General features: G+C 50.1%; 15 protein-coding genes. 10 read left to right on the top strand and 5 right to left on the bottom strand.

Translation table 11 applies throughout. The annotated features are described in order from the left end of the window. Positions 1-132 precede the first annotated feature (132 nt). Positions 133-324: a CsbD family protein gene (locus AC4BAN_RS11135; protein WP_490564478.1), complete on the bottom strand. Its 192-nt coding sequence runs from the start codon at positions 322-324 to the stop codon at positions 133-135. 230 nt (positions 325-554) lie between these two features. After that, entirely contained in the window at positions 555-926 is a 372-nt protein-coding gene (locus tag AC4BAN_RS11130; RefSeq protein WP_490564477.1) for a DUF7793 family protein, read from the bottom strand. Positions 927-1,022: 96 nt separating this feature from the next. Here AC4BAN_RS11130 and AC4BAN_RS11125 point away from each other — a divergent pair, with 96 nt between their 5' ends. From AC4BAN_RS11125 to AC4BAN_RS11115, 3 genes are all read left to right on the top strand, one after another. Further along, positions 1,023-3,467, top strand: coding sequence for a GNAT family N-acetyltransferase (locus tag AC4BAN_RS11125; RefSeq protein ID WP_490564476.1), 2,445 nt, complete (start codon positions 1,023-1,025; stop codon positions 3,465-3,467). 16 nt (positions 3,468-3,483) lie between these two features. After that, positions 3,484-5,187 (top strand): ATP-binding protein, encoded by a 1,704-nt coding sequence (locus tag AC4BAN_RS11120; RefSeq protein ID WP_490564475.1) that lies wholly within the window; start codon positions 3,484-3,486, stop codon positions 5,185-5,187. Positions 5,188-5,279: 92 nt separating this feature from the next. Then, entirely contained in the window at positions 5,280-5,675 is a 396-nt protein-coding gene (locus tag AC4BAN_RS11115) for a hypothetical protein (protein WP_490564474.1), read from the top strand. An 85-nt stretch (positions 5,676-5,760) separates the two neighbouring features. Here the strand turns inward: AC4BAN_RS11115 and AC4BAN_RS11110 are convergent, their stop codons facing one another. Beyond that, complete coding sequence (locus AC4BAN_RS11110; RefSeq protein ID WP_490564473.1) at positions 5,761-8,256, bottom strand: TonB-dependent receptor; 2,496 nt, start codon at positions 8,254-8,256, stop codon at positions 5,761-5,763. Between the two features lie 258 nt (positions 8,257-8,514). Here AC4BAN_RS11110 and AC4BAN_RS11105 point away from each other — a divergent pair, with 258 nt between their 5' ends. The 4 genes from AC4BAN_RS11105 to AC4BAN_RS11090 all read left to right on the top strand — a co-directional run bounded on the left by AC4BAN_RS11105 (position 8,515) and on the right by AC4BAN_RS11090 (position 10,740). Next, positions 8,515-8,928, top strand: coding sequence for an OsmC family protein (locus AC4BAN_RS11105; protein WP_490564472.1), 414 nt, complete (start codon positions 8,515-8,517; stop codon positions 8,926-8,928). 173 nt (positions 8,929-9,101) lie between these two features. Beyond that, on the top strand, positions 9,102-9,407 hold the full coding sequence (hpf, locus tag AC4BAN_RS11100) for a ribosome hibernation-promoting factor, HPF/YfiA family (RefSeq protein ID WP_490564471.1): 306 nt from the start codon (positions 9,102-9,104) through the stop codon (positions 9,405-9,407). Between the two features lie 88 nt (positions 9,408-9,495). Next, positions 9,496-10,134 (top strand): DsbA family protein, encoded by a 639-nt coding sequence (locus AC4BAN_RS11095; RefSeq protein WP_490564470.1) that lies wholly within the window; start codon positions 9,496-9,498, stop codon positions 10,132-10,134. Between the two features lie 246 nt (positions 10,135-10,380). Further along, positions 10,381-10,740 (top strand): DUF1801 domain-containing protein, encoded by a 360-nt coding sequence (locus tag AC4BAN_RS11090; protein WP_490564469.1) that lies wholly within the window; start codon positions 10,381-10,383, stop codon positions 10,738-10,740. On the opposite strand, the gene AC4BAN_RS11085 is transcribed toward AC4BAN_RS11090, so the two are convergent. Next, on the bottom strand, positions 10,737-11,654 hold the full coding sequence (locus AC4BAN_RS11085; RefSeq protein ID WP_490564468.1) for a cation diffusion facilitator family transporter: 918 nt from the start codon (positions 11,652-11,654) through the stop codon (positions 10,737-10,739). The genes AC4BAN_RS11090 and AC4BAN_RS11085 overlap by 4 nt on opposite strands. Positions 11,655-11,804: 150 nt before the next feature. Between AC4BAN_RS11085 and AC4BAN_RS11080 the strand changes: the two genes are divergently transcribed. The 3 genes from AC4BAN_RS11080 to AC4BAN_RS11070 all read left to right on the top strand — a co-directional run bounded on the left by AC4BAN_RS11080 (position 11,805) and on the right by AC4BAN_RS11070 (position 15,583). Next, positions 11,805-12,488 carry a response regulator transcription factor gene (locus AC4BAN_RS11080; protein WP_490564467.1) on the top strand — a complete coding sequence of 228 codons (684 nt, stop codon included), beginning with the start codon at positions 11,805-11,807 and terminating at the stop codon, positions 12,486-12,488. Beyond that, positions 12,485-13,882, top strand: a complete 1,398-nt coding sequence (locus AC4BAN_RS11075) for a HAMP domain-containing sensor histidine kinase (RefSeq protein WP_490564466.1) — start codon at positions 12,485-12,487, stop codon at positions 13,880-13,882. Before AC4BAN_RS11080 ends, AC4BAN_RS11075 begins: the two co-directional genes overlap by 4 nt. Positions 13,883-14,011: 129 nt before the next feature. After that, the gene (locus AC4BAN_RS11070; RefSeq protein WP_490564465.1) at positions 14,012-15,583 is read left to right on the top strand and encodes a SulP family inorganic anion transporter; all 1,572 of its coding nucleotides are present in this window, start codon (positions 14,012-14,014) and stop codon (positions 15,581-15,583) included. Positions 15,584-15,721: 138 nt separating this feature from the next. Here AC4BAN_RS11070 and AC4BAN_RS11065 read toward each other — a convergent pair whose 3' ends face one another. Beyond that, positions 15,722-16,543, bottom strand: coding sequence for an SWFGD domain-containing protein (locus AC4BAN_RS11065; RefSeq protein ID WP_490564464.1), 822 nt, complete (start codon positions 16,541-16,543; stop codon positions 15,722-15,724). Between the last annotated feature and the right edge of the window lie 313 nt (positions 16,544-16,856).

Genomic DNA, 16,856 nt, shown 5'->3' with positions numbered 1-16,856 from the left:
AAAAAAATTCAATTTTTGTTTAGAACATATCATTCCAATAGGCACTTTTAAATACTTAGCCCTACACCCCTCACAAAGAAAATCCCCCTACCTGGCATCTGCCAAATAGGGGGATTTTTTTTACTGACCCGCTTACAAAGAATCAATCCATTTTTTCAGGTCGCCTTTTGCCTTGCCGGTCTTTTGTTGCAGTTTGCCCAGCCACTCGTCCTGCTTGCCTTCGTCGTAGGTCAGGTCATCATCGGTCAGGTCGCCGTACTCTTGTTTAACTTTACCTTTCAGCTCGTTCCAGTTGCCTCGGGTTCTATATTCTGTCTCGTTCATGGTAATAAAAGTTAGGTATGTGATACACTTTATACTTGACTTTACGCGAGCAGGCGGGGTTCGTTCGGCTTACAGAAGTATAAATTAAATGCCCTGCCGAACATAAAAAGCGAACAGAATTTAGGCGCACAAAGCAGTAGCCTGAAAGCCGATTGGCAACAAAATTAGCATACGATGTAAGGATGGTGTGGAAACAGGGAAAGGCAGGTAATTTTTTTTAGGGATGGATTTTAGTCTTTAAACTGCTCCAGCCATTCCAGAGCGGTTGCTTTGTCGGTAAACATGCGGGTGGGGTTTTGGGGCTTGTTCACCATAATGTAAAAATTTGTCATCATTTTAAAGGCCGACGACCTGACCAGGATGGCGTTGGCAGTAATGCCCTGGTTACCTTCGTTCGCAAAATAATCACGGGCATCTTTGGTCGTGCTCTTCAGTTGGATCACATCCACTAAACAAGGATAGGATTTATTCTGCGTAAACTCCATTCGGTCTTTTACAAAGGTTTTGGCCATAGCTAGGTCCATGTTGTCTATTTCTTTGTAGTAAAAGTGCAATATTCCATCCAGGATAAACATTTTAACATGTTTATTGTCCTTTGCCATAACTACATTTTCTTTATTGGAATTTGCCATTAAAATTGAATATTTACAATAATTTTACTGTTATCAGGACTTACGTTGCAATATTAGCAAAAATAGGTGGCAAAAATAAGACATAACAACATACTAGATACGGTAGACTCGGTGCTTTCTGTTTCCAAAAAGAAGGGAATCATTCATCTACACGCAGAGGATCAACAACTTGATGGGAAGTCCCTGACACTAAACGGGAAAAAAGTATTGCATTTCGGCACCTGTGGTTACTTGGGGCTGGAGCATCACCCTGCCGTAAAACGTGGGGCAATAGATGCCATTGAGCGCTACGGAACCCAATTTCCGATGTCCAGGACCTATGTATCGAGCCCCCTGTACCGCGAACTTGAAAGTATGGTGCAGGAAATGTACGGTGCATCTGTTGTTATATCTAAGAACTGCACGCTGGCACACCTCACCACCATACCCAGCTTGGTACGCCAAACCGACCTGGTTATCTTAGATCACCAGGCACATGCCAGCATACAGGAGGCTGTCAAAAAATTGCTTGGGCAAGGGGTAAGCGTAGAAATGATCCGGCACAACAACCTCGAAATGCTGGAGGACCGCATCAAAAAGCAGCGTAACAAGTATGACCGCATCTGGTATATGGCCGATGGCGTGTACTCCATGTACGGAGATTATGCACCCGTGAAGGAGATGATCGCGCTGGCCGAGAAGTATGAGCAGCTATACCTGTACGTGGATGATGCCCATGGCATGAGCTGGGCCGGCAAAAACGGCACCGGCTATGTGATGAGCCAGATGGAAAACGGACTCTACCGCAAAATGATCCTGACGGCAAACCTGGGCAAGGGGTTCGGCGCCTGTGGGGGCCTGTCGGTTTTCCCGAACGAGGGATGGTACCACAAGGTGAGTAATTTTGGCGGACCGCTCACTTTTTCTGTACAGCTAGAACCTGCCACTTTGGGGGCTGCCCTGGCATCTGCCACCATACACAGAAGCGCGGAGATAACCGGCTACCAGGAAGCACTGCAGGAGAAGATTGCCTGTTGCAATGCCTTGCTGAAGCAAACCGACCTGCCGCTGGTGCATGAAAACAACAGCCCGATCTTTTTTATAGGAACCGGCACCATGGAGATGGGCAACTACCTGGTGCATGCCCTGCTGCAGAGGGGTATATACGTAAACCTGGCCACTTTTCCGGCTGTGCCAGCCAAGAACATCGGTATCCGAATCACCATTTCCCTCAACAATTCGCTCCAGGATATCAGCTACATGGTTACAACCCTGGAGGCAACTTTTAAAGAGGCGCTGCTGGCCACCAGCCAAACCAACGAAAAGATACGGAAAGCTTTTAAGCTGGCTCAGCATGCCCCCATGCCTCGGCAAGCGGTTGTGCCACCCGGCGCCGCCGAAGTCCTGGCGTTAAAGGTCTACACCACCATCGGGGATATTGATGAATCCGATTGGAATAAGTATCTTGGACACCGGGGTATGTTCGATTGGGAAGGGTTGAAATTTCTGGAAGCATCTTTTTGTGCCAACGCGGCAGCCGAGAGCAACTGGAAGTTTGCCTATTATAAGGTGGAAGACCCCCAAGGGAATGTAGTGCTGATGACCTTTACCGTGGTAGCGCTCCATAAAGAGGACATGTTCGCGCAGAGTTCGGTTTCGGAAGCGATAGAGGCAGAACGGGTACACAACCCGTATTACCTGACTTCGAAGGGTATCTTTCTGGGAAGCCTTTTTACAGAGGGCAACCACCTGTACCTTGACCGGGAAAGCGCATGGTGGCAGCCGGCCCTGAAATGCCTGCTGAACGAGCTCTTTAAAGAGCAGGAGAGAGAACAGGTAAGTAACATACTGCTGCGCGATTTTGATGCCCGAGATCCGGAGCTGGATGAATTTATGGTGGAGCAGGGCTTCGTGAAAGTAGACCTGCCGGAGTCGTGCGTGGTGGAGGAGTTAAAAGGCTGCACGGAACTTAACTACGTCCGGATGCTGTCGCAGAAGAACAGGCGGCATTATGTGCAGAAAATAAAACGCAACCAGCACTTTTTTAATGTGGAGGTGCGCAGTGAGTTAACGCCACCTGAACTGAAACATGCCATAGCCCTGTTTCGCAACGTGAAAAATAATAACTTTGCCATCAACTCCTTCCACTTCCCTGAAAAGTTGTTTCAGCAGATGAATGAAAGCAGGGCATGGGAGTTTGTGATGTTGTACCTAAAGCCGGAGTACGCCGGTAACGCAAACGCAGTGGCGGTGTGCTTCTGCCACAAAAACGCCCAAAAGGTGTACAGCCCCATGCTGATCGGAATGGACTACGAATACGTGCTGTCCTTCGGTGTTTACAGGCAGAGCTTGTTCGAGGTGATCAAGCGCGCGAACGCCCTGGGTTGCAGCAAAGTTAATTTTGGAATTTCAGCTGCCCTCGAAAAGAAAAGAGTAGGGGCGTTGCTGTACCCGAAGACAGGATATTACCAGGCAAAAGATACATTTGCCCTGGAGATGATGGAGGCTACCTTTGCGGTAGCGCAAGAATAGAAGCTGTTGCCGTACCATGAGAAAACAAACGAAAGTGAACAAAGATAGGATTGAGGAGATCATGACGCTGATAGCAGAGGTAGCCAACGGAAACTTCGATTACCAGCTAGAGGTCTCTGATGAGGGCGATGAGTTGGATGCGATCATTTCCGGAATCAGCATGCTGGGGCAGGAACTGAAAAGCTCCACTGTTTCCAGGGATTTTATGCAGAGCATTTACCGGGGCGTGGTGGACATGCTCCTGATCCTGAATACCGACTTCACTATCCGGAATGTAAACGAAGCCTTCGAAGAGCTAAGCGGCTATAAGGAGCAGCAAGTAAAGGGAAAACCCCTTTCTGAGTTTTTCCACTTGATGGATGGCCCGATACTGTATGCCTTATTCGAGCAGTTTAAAGACGAGGGCAAGTTCCTGAATGCGGAGCTCAACCTCACCACGCGCCTGAACCAGGAAATCTGCACTTCCTGCTCGTTCTCCTACCTCATGAACAACCAGCGGCAAGAAGATGGCATTCTGATCATCGCCAAGGATATATCAGAATTCAAGAAAAAGGAAGAAGAGCTAAAGGAGGCCAAGGAAAAAGCAGAGGCAGCTAACGAAGCCAAAAGCAGCTTCCTCTCCAGTATGAGCCATGAGATACGGACACCCCTTAACGGCATTTTGGGCTTTACCGGTTTGCTGCAGTCCAGCCCCCTGAATGACGTGCAGGCGCAGTACGTTAAACTGATCAAAACATCTGGCTCAACGCTCAACAAGCTTTTAAACGACATCCTGGACCTGCACCGCATTGAGCAGGACAAGATAGCCATTGAAACGATACCCTTTGATCTGCGGGAGAATTTAGCCTCGCACCTGGAGCCTTACAAGCAACTGGCTAAAAACAAGCAGATAACCTTCTCTTACACTTTCGATGCAGAGGTGCCCCGTGTCGTGTCCGGTGATCCTACACGCATCAACCAGATTCTCATAAACCTGGTGAGTAATGCCATAAAGTTTACTTACTCGGGCAGTGTTTCCATTCATGTTGGCCTGGTTACACACGATAAGGCAGCGGAGCATGTGGAGTTGAACTTCTCGGTTTCCGACACAGGAATAGGCATCCCGGAGGCGAAGCAGTCCCTTATCTTTGAGTCCTTTACACAGTCAGACCAATCCATGTCCAGGAAATACGGCGGGTTTGGTCTGGGCCTTTCTATCTGTAAAAGGCTGGTTGAACTAATGCAGGGTGAAATAGGGGTTACAAGTCCGGTGTCTGGTAAACAGGCAGGCGCTACTTTCTGGTTTACCTTGAAATTAGGTGCCGTGAACAGCGATGCCCTGGAACAAGACCTGGATGAGCAGGACACAACCTTTGCCCTACCCCCCGAGGCCCGCATTCTGGTAGTGGACGACAATGCCATTAACGTGATCCTGATGCAGGATGTACTGGAGGGCATGGGCGCAAACGTGACAACGGCCAGCGATGGCGAAAAGGCAGTTGAAATTGCGCTGGCCAGCCAATTCAACATGATCCTGATGGATATTCAGATGCCGGGCATGGATGGTTTAGAGGCAGCTACCCTTTTAAGAAGAGCGAAAGTTACCAGCCCCATCATTGCTTTTTCGGCCAACGCTTACAAAGATGATATCGCCAAAAGTATAGGGGCAGGCATGAACGATCACCTCTGCAAGCCCTTTACAAACAAAGAACTTATTGCCCTGCTTAAAAAGTGGATATAAGCCTGTGCTGCAAGTGATTATAAAAGCCGCTATATTCAAATATTTGCGTTAAAATATTCCTACTATTTATAGGATGTTACGTATGCAGGGATATGGCGATTCCCATCTTGCCCTCTCCTTACCGTAGCCTGGCCCGTACAGCTGTTAACCTACTAGGCGGCGTAGAGTTAGATGCCTATAAATTCTATGCCTATGTCTTTTTCAGCGAGGACAGGAACTGTTTGCAATGCGGACTGTACGTGGGAGACGGAGGCGTGGTGCATGGTGCCAGTTTTTCACCCGCTCAGTTCAAATCCCCTGATAAGTTAGATACCCTGGTCAGCCTGACCCGTTACACGATAACTGTTCCCACCGCTAATACCAAATACCTGGAATGGCGCGACACCCAGCAGGCCAGCCAGGTGGATATGTTGTTAGAGCGGTATGTGAGTTCGTATGGCGATGCGGTGGTTGCGCTCTACAATGCCTATTATACCCTGCAGAGGTAAGCTCAAAACCGAACTGCCTGTAAAATGGCCAGGCCCCTCCTGAAAGGGAGAGGCCTGGCCGGAGAGTATACTTGATTTAGCTTTATTATCCGATGCCGTTTCCGTCGCCTTGCTTCGCATCATCGTTTCGGATGCTCTTCTTTGGTTTACGGGCCTTTGTTTTCTCCATTTTGCCAAAGCGGTAATCGAAACTTACCCGCGCGCCGCGGTTGTAGTTGTTGATCAAAATGTTTTGTTCGTAGTCTATCGCGTTTATCTCGTTCTTCATCTGCATACTCTTTCTGAAAGGGTTATCCAAACCTACGCTAAGCCCGCCTTTTCCATCAAACAGCTCTTTTTTAACTGCCAGTGTATGATAAGAGAAGGAGGCAGAACTGCCCTGCAGCTGTAATCTGCGCGAGTTAAAGCCCCCGTTAAACTGGGCGCTGTATCCTTTTCCGATCGTGTAAGACGAGTTGGCATTGATGTTATACATCCAGCCGCTGTTCTCGTACTTTGTGCTTTTCAGGTCCACGAAGTAGATGTTGGAGCTTCCGCTGATGGTCCAGTCTTTTACAGGCTTTACGGAGCCAAACAAGCTGGTGCCATAGGTCTTGTTTCGGGCCACGTTTGCAAAGGTGATCACGGTGGTGTTACCCTCTATGCCCGGCACGGTTTCGATGGCGTTATCTGTCTGGCGCATGTACAAAGTGGCGCTGATGGAGGAGGTTTTGAAATAGGTGCTGTACCCAAACTCATAGAGGTTGGTTAGCTCAGCATCCAGGCCAGGATTTCCGCGCACCACGGTTCCGGGTGCCTGCTCCTGGTCAAAGGGGTTTAGGTAAAACAGCGACGGACGCTGGATGCGCTGGGTAAAGTTGGCTTTTAACGTGTGCTTCTCTTTTAAAGTATAGGAGAGGGCGACACTCGGTATCAGGTTGTTATAGCTCCCCGAGTACAGAGTGCTTCTTTTCAGTCCGTCCTCTTTCGCCCGGAAATACTTTCCTTCAATTTCTGTATGCTCAAGGCGGGTGCCCAGCTTTACATTCAGCTTCTTTTTTACTGCAAACCCATAGGTCAGGTAGGCGGCATACACGTCCTGGGCATAGTCGAAGGTCAGGCTGCTGGTCTTATCCGGATCCGTCGAGAAGATGTCGTGGTAAAAGCCATCGCTGTCCACGTCCCTGAAAATGCTTTTCGCTCCGATCTCCAGGTTGGTCTTGTTCTCGAAAGGATGCACGTAATCTACCTGAAAGGTAAGTTCGTCGTTGCCGCCGTCGTTCTGGTTACGCTGCTTGTAAAAAGGGGCTTCTCCCTCCTGAAAACGATCCTGATAATTGCGTGTGTCGGTACCGGCGGTGGTGTACTGCGAGAGCACAGTGAGCTCGCGGCCTGGTTTTGCGAACGTGTGCAGGAAATCTAGGTTAAAATCGGTTCCTTGCCGCTTGTTGCGGTTCTCGATGGCAGTAAAGTAAGATTGCTCCGGTTGCTCCGTTCCGCCAAGGGTAATAAGCTGGCGCTGGTCGTTTTCCATCCTAAACTCACCTCCATTGCGGCGCACGCTTCCTGAAAGGCTGTTTTGGGCTGATATCTCGTAGTCAAAACCCAGTAAGCCGTTCATAAACCCGCCCCTGATATTCGTTTCCCCAAACTGTGACCGTACCATACGGCTTGCTGCCGGCTGGTTAAAAGTCGTGATGTTGGACATGTCGCCGTGGTTGTAGAACTGGAAGGTGCTGGCCGTGGCATTAACGCCAAGCTTGCCGCGGCGCACGTTCAGGCTGGCGTTGCCGTTGCTGGCGCGTGTGCCGGCTGTAGCGCTTACAGAGCCGTTCACACCTTGCAGGCCACTGTCCTTTTTAGTGATAATGTTGATGATACCCGCAGTGCCCTCGGCATCATACTTGGCCGAAGGACTCGTGATCACCTCCACTGACTTGATCATATCTGCCGGGAGCTGTTTCAGGGCATCGGCCACGCTGCCTGCCATAATTGAGGAGGGCTTGTTGTTGATCAGTACCCGCACGTTCGAGCTTCCGCGCAGCTGTACGTTTCCGTCGGTGTCCACGCTCAGCGAGGGCACCTTCTGCAGCACGTCGGCGGCATTGCCACCGGCATTGGTCAGGTCTTTCTCGGCGTTGTAAACCGTGCGGTCGATTTTCTCTTCCACCAAAGGCTTCTCGCCCGTAATCACCACCTCGCTCAGCCTTTTGGCATCGGCGGCCAGCGTTACCGTGCCTACGTTCACGTCGGCATTATCGGAGGCCACCACCACGTTTTCGATGGTTTTCGGCTGATACCCCAGAAACGAGACGTTGAGCTGGTAGGTGCCCGCCGCCACTTTCTGGATGGTGAAGCGTCCTTTGTCGTCTACCATGGCGCCGTCTATGGGCTTGCCGGTGACGGTGCTGATCAAAGCGACCGTCGCAAACTCGATCGGCTGATTAGTGGCCGCATCCAGCACCTGTCCACTGATCCTGGCATTGCCCTTCGGGACAACGTAGCCGGATGGGGCTGCTTGCTTTTGTGGGGACGAGGGTCCCTGGGCGAATGCCGAGACGGCGCTAAAGCCCAGAGCGAGTAATAGTAATTGCTTTTTCATAGGATTATTAACAAAATGTTAGCAGATGACGGGTAATTTTATACTTTTAGTCCAGTTAAAATGACTGAACATTACAAAGTAAGGGGGCTTTTTGGATTGCTAAAACGGATTATACCAATACAACACATTTCTATATAAAGAGGCATAAGTAGCCGATGAGCAGTTCGTCGGGGATAAGAGCGTTTTGATCGGAGCAGTAACGGGCCCCTGCGATTTGAATCCTATTTTTATACTTTATACTTTCGGGAAAAAAACAGCATGGAAGTTTACTTAACCCGCGTAGACCAGGATTACCATTTCGCCGCCACCGGCTCGGCAGGCGTAGCCGTTCACCTGGACGGCTCCCCGGAGATTGGCGGACACAATGCCGGGGCGCGCCCCATGGAGATGCTCCTGATGGGGCTCGGCGGCTGCAGCGCCATCGATGTGATCCAGATACTGAAAAAGCAACGCCAGCAGATCGACCTGTTCGACATAAAGGTAACCGCCGACAGAGCCAAGGTGAACGAGCACACCGAGTTCCGCAACATCAACATACACTTTATACTTGGCGGCCCCCTGGACGAAGGAAAAGTTGAGAAAGCCATTAAGCTATCGCTGGAGAAATACTGCTCCGTAGCCATGGTGCTCTACAAATCGGCTGAGATTAGTTACACGCTGGAGCTGGTGTGAGTTATGGGTTGGATTTGTCAGGGTCGCCCAAACCAGACTTATTGATCTCACTTTCACCCCACTGCCCATTCCACATAAACTAAAGCGCCGGCCTTGCGTTTAAGAGCAAGGTTAAGCGAGGCAGATACTTTGGTAAGATCAGCCGCTCACTAATCATTCAGAAAAGATATACTATGAACTATACAGAACATTTTGAAGGCATAAAACTCGACGTGCAGTCCGTGGATATTGAAGTTTCGGACGCTATTCAGCAAGGTGTGCGCGACACGATCACTAAACTAAAGCGGTACGCTAAAAAGATAGACTCCGTGGATGTATACTTTAAAGAAGAGGCCAGCCAGGCCACCAATCAAAAAAGCGTGCACATGCGCGTGGGCATACCCGGCAACGATGTTTTTGCTCAGGATGAGGGGGGTAACTGGTTTGAGCTGCTTAAAAACGTGGAGGATAAACTCAAGCGCCAGTTAGAGAAAAGATAAACCTGCACAGGCACTTTACGGTTAAAATTTAACCGCACCACAACCAGCGTCTGTTAATAAAAGTAAATAAAAGGCAAAACAAAACCATATGGTCCGACAGCCCGGTGCGCCCACCTTAATTTATGTAACCAACCCAATGTGCGCCTGGTGCTACGGGTTTACGGCGGTGGTACGCCGGTTGCGGGCACTGTGGCAGGGGCGTTTAAATGTGCAGGTGCTTTTTGGCGACCTGAACGCACATGCCGAAAGGCCCCTGCTGCAGGAGGAAAAAGAGCGGCTCGCCCTGAGCTGGCACCGGGTGCAGGAAAGAACTTTCCTGCCTTTTGATTACCGTTTTTTTAAGCAGCAAAATTTTATCTACAACACGGAGCCCGCCTGCAGGGCCATGCTTTGTGTGCGTTTGCTGCGGCCCGTGCTTACACTGGAAGTGCTGCGGGCCATGCACTCGGCCTTCTATGTAGATGGCCAGGACCTGAAAGACCCCCAGGTGCTGCTGCAGATCATGCGCCTGTTCGGGATCCCGGAAAGTTTATTTCTGGCCTTGTTCGAGTCGGATGAGATCATGGAGCAGCTTGAAGAAGAGTTTGGCTACGTAGATGCTATCGGCGCCACCAGCTTCCCGAGTCTTTTTCTGGTAACGGAGCATGGCGCCGAGCAACTGGCACAGGGCTTCTGCGAACTGCATGAGCTGGAGCAGCGCCTGATGCACATCCTTACCGCCAGCTAACAGCAACGGCACTTAATTTATAAATACCTATATTTGTAAACATTTTTTGGCGGCACTTGTTGTAAGTGAAGATCAAAGCCACAGCAGGCTGAAAAACAAGCAGCTAGGCTTTGGGAAGCGAAGTGCAAATTAATAAGCGAAACATTATTTCTACGATAAAACGTCCTGTGTTTTATTACCTAAATATTACAATCTTCGTATATTTAGGAGCAAGAGTATAAGCTCTATTCTGTCACAAAATCCTTTATGAGAAGCAAAACAGCAACCAACCAAGTAGACGAGTATCTCGAAAACCTGACTCCTGAAAAACAATTGCTGGCGCATGAGATTCGCCGGATCATTCACGCCTCTGTGGCGCACCTGGAAGAGAGCGTGCGTTGGGACTGTGCCTGCTATTTCTTTTATGGCCCCGTATGTTACTTTATTTCCTCACGTAGCGGTATTCACTTCGGTTTCTTCCGCGGTAAGGAGCTGGCAGACCCAAGCCGTAGGCTGGTGAGTCGCAACGGGCAGAACCCACACATAAAGATCCGCACGCTGGAAGACATCGACGAGAATTATTTTGCAGAGCTGGTGCGTGAGGCAGTGCTGCTCAACCAGAATTAAAGCGCGGGCTCACAGTCCTCGTGGCTGCATTCCTCGCCTGTCACTTCCAGCTCTATCGTCACATGGTTAATTTTTATGTCGGCCATGGCAGCTCGAATGTGCTGCTTAATGCTTTCAGCTTCCTGTAAATACAGGTTCTGGGGTACTACTGCATGCATGGTCAGGATGTTGTAGGTGCCATCCAGTGTCCAGATGTGCAGGTCGTGTATGGACTCTACATTCGGGAGTTTCTCCAGCTGCGCCTGCACCACTTCGAGGTTAATGTCGACGGGAGTGCCCTGCAGCATGATCTGCATGCCTTGCTTCAGGTTACGCACCACATTATAGAGCACATACAGCGTGATGCCAATGGAGAGGATGGGGTCAATCACGGGCAGGTCGAAAAAGTACAGCACAATGCCGCCCAGCAATACGGCCACCCATCCCAGCACATCTTCCAGCAAATGGAGGCGCACCACACGCTCGTTCAGGGAATCGCCTTTTTTCAGCCGCAATACAGCCGCCCCGTTTACGATAATCCCCAGTATGGCAAAACCGATCATGCCCGGCGCGTTCACCGGCTCGGGGTGAATAATGCGCGGAATGGCCTCGGATAAGATGATAACCGAACCTACCAGTAGGATGACAGAGTTGATGATGGCGCCGAGCAGTGAAAAGCGCTTGTAGCCAAAGGTGAATTTCTTGTCGCGGCCCCGTTTTGAAACGTTCTCAAAATACCAGGCCAGCCCCAGCGAGAGGGAATCGCCCAGGTCGTGGAGGGCATCCGACAGGATGGCCACACTGTTGATCCACAAGCCGCCGAAAAGCTCCAGGATGGTGAAGCTCAGATTCAGAAAAAAGGCTATTTTTATGTTGCCACCCGTATGATGATGGTGGCCCGGGCCGTGGCTATGCTGGTGATCGGTATCTTCCATTACCCTATACAACGATAAGCGCGTTTTTTTGATACTATAAACCGCGCAAGGCATCATGTGCCGGATATTAGCCGCAAGAACGTAACTTTGTGGGAGATAACCTGAATGCCGGTGTAATGCCAGACAGCAAAGTATAAAAACCGCTGAACCATGAGAATACTGCTGATAGAGGATGAACCCAAAGTGGCTGCTTTTATAAAAAGAGGCCTGGAGGAGCAAAACCACGACGTAGACCAGGCTTACGACGGTACTTTTGGGATAAAACTCGCCCTACAGCATGCATATGACCTGATTATACTGGATATAATTCTGCCGGCTATGAACGGCTTAGAAGTATGCCGCGAGATCCGGAAACACAATGCAAACATTCCTATACTGATGCTTACAGCGCTGGGCAACACCGACGATAAAATAACGGGCTTGGATGCCGGTGCAGACGATTACCTGACCAAGCCCTTTGCGTTTCAGGAACTGCTGGCGCGCCTGCGTGCCCTGGGCCGGCGCGGCACAGAGGCAAACCCGGGAGAGCAGTTGCAGATTGCTGATCTGGAACTGGATGTAGCCCGAAAAACAGTTACCCGTGGGGGCAAGCCCATCAACCTGACTGCCCGCGAATTTGCCCTGCTCCATTACCTGCTCCGCAACAAAGGCCGGGTGATCTCCAGGGTGGATATTACAGAGCAGGTTTGGGAAACTTCTTTTGACACAGGCAGCAACGTGATTGACGTATACATTAATTTTCTGCGCAAGAAAGTGGATAAAGACCATGAAGTGAAGTTGATACACACCCTGGTGGGCATGGGCTATGTGCTACGGGAGCAGGCTAAAGTATGAAAATCAGGTATAGACTCACCTGGCAGTTTGCCAGTATCTTTGCGCTCATCCTGATCCTCTTCTCGCTGGTGATCTACTATTTCACCTCCATTTACCGCCAGGATGACTTTTATAAACGCATCAGCCGTCGTGCGCTGGTTACGGCTGCATTTGTGCTGGATGCGGATGAGGTGAATAAGGCGCAGCAACAGCGAAACCAGATCAGTTATTACCAGGTGCTGCCCCTGGAGGCCGTCCGGATCTATGACGCCAGCGGCAAGCTGGTGTTTTCGGAGGGCGAGGGCAAGCTGGGCGTAAACCCAAGACAACTGGCAGCGGTTAAGCAACGGACAAAAGTGCAGTATGAGCTGGGCGTGCGCCAGGTGGTGGGCATCTATTACCCCGATAACCAGAGCGACTACTATGTGTTTGCCTCTTCCGTGGACGCCTATAGCTTACGCAAGCTCATGCACCTGCGGGTGGTGCTGCTCATTAGCTTCCTGGGTTCTATGGTGATCGTCCTCATTGCTGGCTGGATCTTTTCGAAGCAGGCGATGCGGCCTATTACCAAGGTAGTAAGCGAGGTGGAAAAGATCAGCGCCAGCGACCTGCACCTGCGCTTAAGCAACGCCGCCGGAAAAGACGAGATATCGCACCTGGCACAAACCTTCAACAAGATGCTGGACCGTCTGGAGCTGGCCTTTGAGATGCAGAGCACCTTTGTCTCCAACGCCTCCCATGAACTGCGCACGCCCCTTACCGCCATGATCGGGGAGCTGGAGGTAGCCCTTATGAAACCACGTGCGCCGCAAGAGTATGAACGGGTGCTGCACTCCACCCTTGATGATGCGAAACTGCTGACGGCGCTCTCGAACGGCTTGCTTCAAATAGCCCAGGCAAGCATAGACCCCTCTAAGGTAAAGCTGACGACGCTCCGGTTTGACGAACTGGTGTGGTTGGCACGCGAACAAGCCCTGAAACGACACCCTAACGCCCGCATCACCATCGATTTCCTTAATTTTCCGGAGGAGGAAGAGCGGTTAGTGATCAAGGGAAATGAGGCGCTGCTGCTGATCGCGGTGGTGAATGTGTTCGAGAACGCCATTAAATTCTCCCCATCCGGGCAGGCTGTGAGCGGGCTGATCAGGGTGCAAAACCACAGGGTGGCACTGGAGGTGAGGGACAAGGGCATCGGGATTGGGAGCGATGACCTGCGGCATGTGTTCGTTCCGTTTTTCAGGGCCGGTAACGTGAGAAACATTACTGGACATGGCATCGGGTTGCCCTTGGCTGAGCGCATTTTAAAGCTGCATAAAGGCAGTATTTCCGTTAACTCCCAAATAGCTGAGGGCACCACGGTGACCCTCAGCATCCCACAGGCGTATGGCTTTATTCCATCCCATCCTTCATTTTAATGCCGTTTTAATGTGGTTTTAATACCAGGTTAATCTCGGTAAGCTAGCTTTACGCTCTAAACAAAGTAATGTAAGCCGGCCTGCCAGTTTTATGGCTGAACAGCAAAGCGGGCCTGGATCAAGTGAAGGATGAGAAAAAACAATCAAAAATCAAAGTACCTGGCCAATCTTGGGAAAGATATCCCGTCAGGTTTAGTGGTCTTTTTCGTAGCGCTGCCCTTATGCCTGGGCATCTCCCTGGCTTCCGGGGCGCCCTTATTCTCCGGAATAGTAACAGGTGTAGTGGGTGGCGTGCTGGTGTCCTGGCTGAGTGGCTCGCAACTGAGCGTGAGCGGCCCCGCTGCCGGTTTAACCGTGATCGTGCTGAATGGCGTTGAAACCCTGGGCTCGTTTGAGTCTTTTTTATTGGCCGTTGTGATAGCCGGAGCGCTGCAGTTGGTGCTTGGGTTCTTGAAAGCCGGGGTGATCGGGTTATACTTTCCCTCCTCGGTGATAAAAGGGATGCTGGCCGCTATCGGCCTTATCCTGATCCTGAAGCAGATCCCCCACTTTTTAGGTGCCGACGAGGATTTCTTTGGGGAGATGCAGTTTTTCCAGGCCGACGGTAGAAACACCTTCTCTGAACTGGCCTATTCCTTTTCCAAAATACAGTTGGGCGCCTTGATCATCGGTGTGATCTCGATGGCCATTATCCTGCTCTGGGATACGCCCGCCATGAAGCGCAATAAGTTGCTGAAGATGGTGCCCGGGGCGCTGGTTGCAGTGGCGGCGGCCATCGGCATCAACTACCTTTTTAGATATTTCATGCCCGAACTTGCCATATCGGCCACGCACCTGGTAAATCTGCCGCAGATAGGCAGCTTCAACGACCTGACCCGTGAACTCCAGTTCCTTAGCCTGGAAAAACTAACTAGCCCTTCGCTGTACATCGTGGCCGTTACAATAGCCATTGTGGCCAGCCTGGAGACCCTGCTCAGTGTAGAGGCCATCGATAAGCTGGACCCGCATAAGCGTCGCAGCGATACCAACCGCGAACTGAAGGCGCAGGGTATCGGAAACTTGGTGGCCGGTTTGTTGGGCGGCCTTCCCATGACGGCCGTGATCGTGCGCGGGTCAACGAATGTAGCCGCCGGCGGACAAACCAAAGTATCAGCGTTTGTGCACGGTATTCTTCTGCTGCTCTCAGTCTTGTTGTTTGCGAGCCTTATGAACCAGATTCCGTTATCGGCCCTGGCTGCCGTGCTGTTGGTGGTAGGCTTTAAGCTAACGAAGCCCTCTTTGTACAAGTCGCAACTGAAGATCGGCTCTGAGCAATTCATTCCATTTATCGTAACGGTGCTTGCTATTTTGTTCACTGATCTGCTGGTGGGTATCTGCGTCGGTCTGGCTGTCGGGATATTTTTCATCCTGAAGGCTAATTACAAATCACCGTATTTCTATCACAAGGAAGCCTACAAGGACAAAGAGATAATCCGCATAAAGTTAAGCGAGCATGTGTCTTTTCTGAACAAAGCCAGCATCATGCTCACCCTGGATCATTTGCCAGCCAACAGCCATGTGATCATCGACGGGGAGAACTCCACCTTTATTGATTACGATGTGGTGGAGGCTATCCAGGAGTTCAGCAAAACTGCCCATGAGCGCAACATTGTGGTGGAGCTCCTCAACGTGCCAGAGGTAGAGATAATGGACATGCACTAAACGCCGGGCCTGAATTCCACAGGAGGAAAAAAATATAAGCCCAGCTGAAAAACAGCTGGGCTTACTTGTGGAGTTAATCCACTATCTCAGGTAGTTTACCACTGGTAGCCATAGGAATACGGCCACCGGTAGCTGCTTCTACCACTCGTAGTCTCTCTTCGAAGATGATCCGTAAGAGTAGGGAGGTCCGCTATAGGTGTTTCCGTAGCTGCTTGAGCTTCTCCCATACCGGTTGTAGTTAGACTCATGCTCCCGGTCGCGGCGCTCATCCATTCTTCTCCTGCGTTCTGCTTCGTCATCGCCGAACCACGATTTTACCTCATCACCGGCACGGTCGAAGAAGCCGCGGTCATGTCTGTCTCTGTCTGAAGAATAACGGTTGCTGTCGTTATCGGAATAGTAGCGATTAGACGAGTAACGGTCTCTGTCAGAATAGTTTGACGTACCATAGCCCGATGATCCATAGCCCGATCCGTATGATGAACCAGATCCATAGTTAGAACCATAAGTTCTGTTTGAGCTGTATCTGTTGTCGTTGTCATCGTCGTCGGTGGCGCGATCCCAGGCATTAGAAACGCGGTTCTTGGTTCGTTCCCAGCCACTTTCTAAGCGGTCCCCTGCACGGTCCCAGCTGTCACGGTCTGAATAGCGGTCTCTGTCGTAATCAGAGCTATAGCGCCTGTTGCTGTAATCTGAGGAGCCGGAGCCATAAGAAGAACCTGAGCCATAGTTAGAGTTACCTGCAGAGCGGCCATATGTCGATGAATTACCATATCCTGAATTTGAATAGGCATCACGACCTGAACCTAATCCTCCGGATCGATAGTCATCGCTGCCGTAGCTTCGGTTGCGGCTCGAACTGTCGTAGTCACTCGAAGAGTAGTTTCGTCCGGAGCCTCTGCTCTCTGATCTGTAATTGTCATTATACGGGTTGTATCCCGAATTTTCATAGCTTCTCATAATAGGTTTTGGTTTAGAATTTAAAAAATACATTACGTGTCGCAAAATAAGAGCGACGTGTTTTTTTACGGCTACCAAAACGAATTGTTATCAAGTATATTAAAATAGACAGAAGTAATAGTTTTATTTATATGCATAACAGAAAATAACGTCATCAGGCAGACTTATACTTTAGAGCTAGCACAGGAAGATTGAATAAATGGCAAAACATATTAAAGCATAAATTGTATTATTTTAATAAAATAATTTTATGTTTGGTGCAGTTTAAAGTTTGATAACATTGTTGATAAGTCTTTTGTGGCATCTTTTATAT

Source organism: Pontibacter sp. GD13, assembly GCF_058216355.1.
The sequence above is the reverse complement of the archived record's forward strand: the minus strand, read 5'-3'. Positions and strand labels throughout refer to the sequence as shown.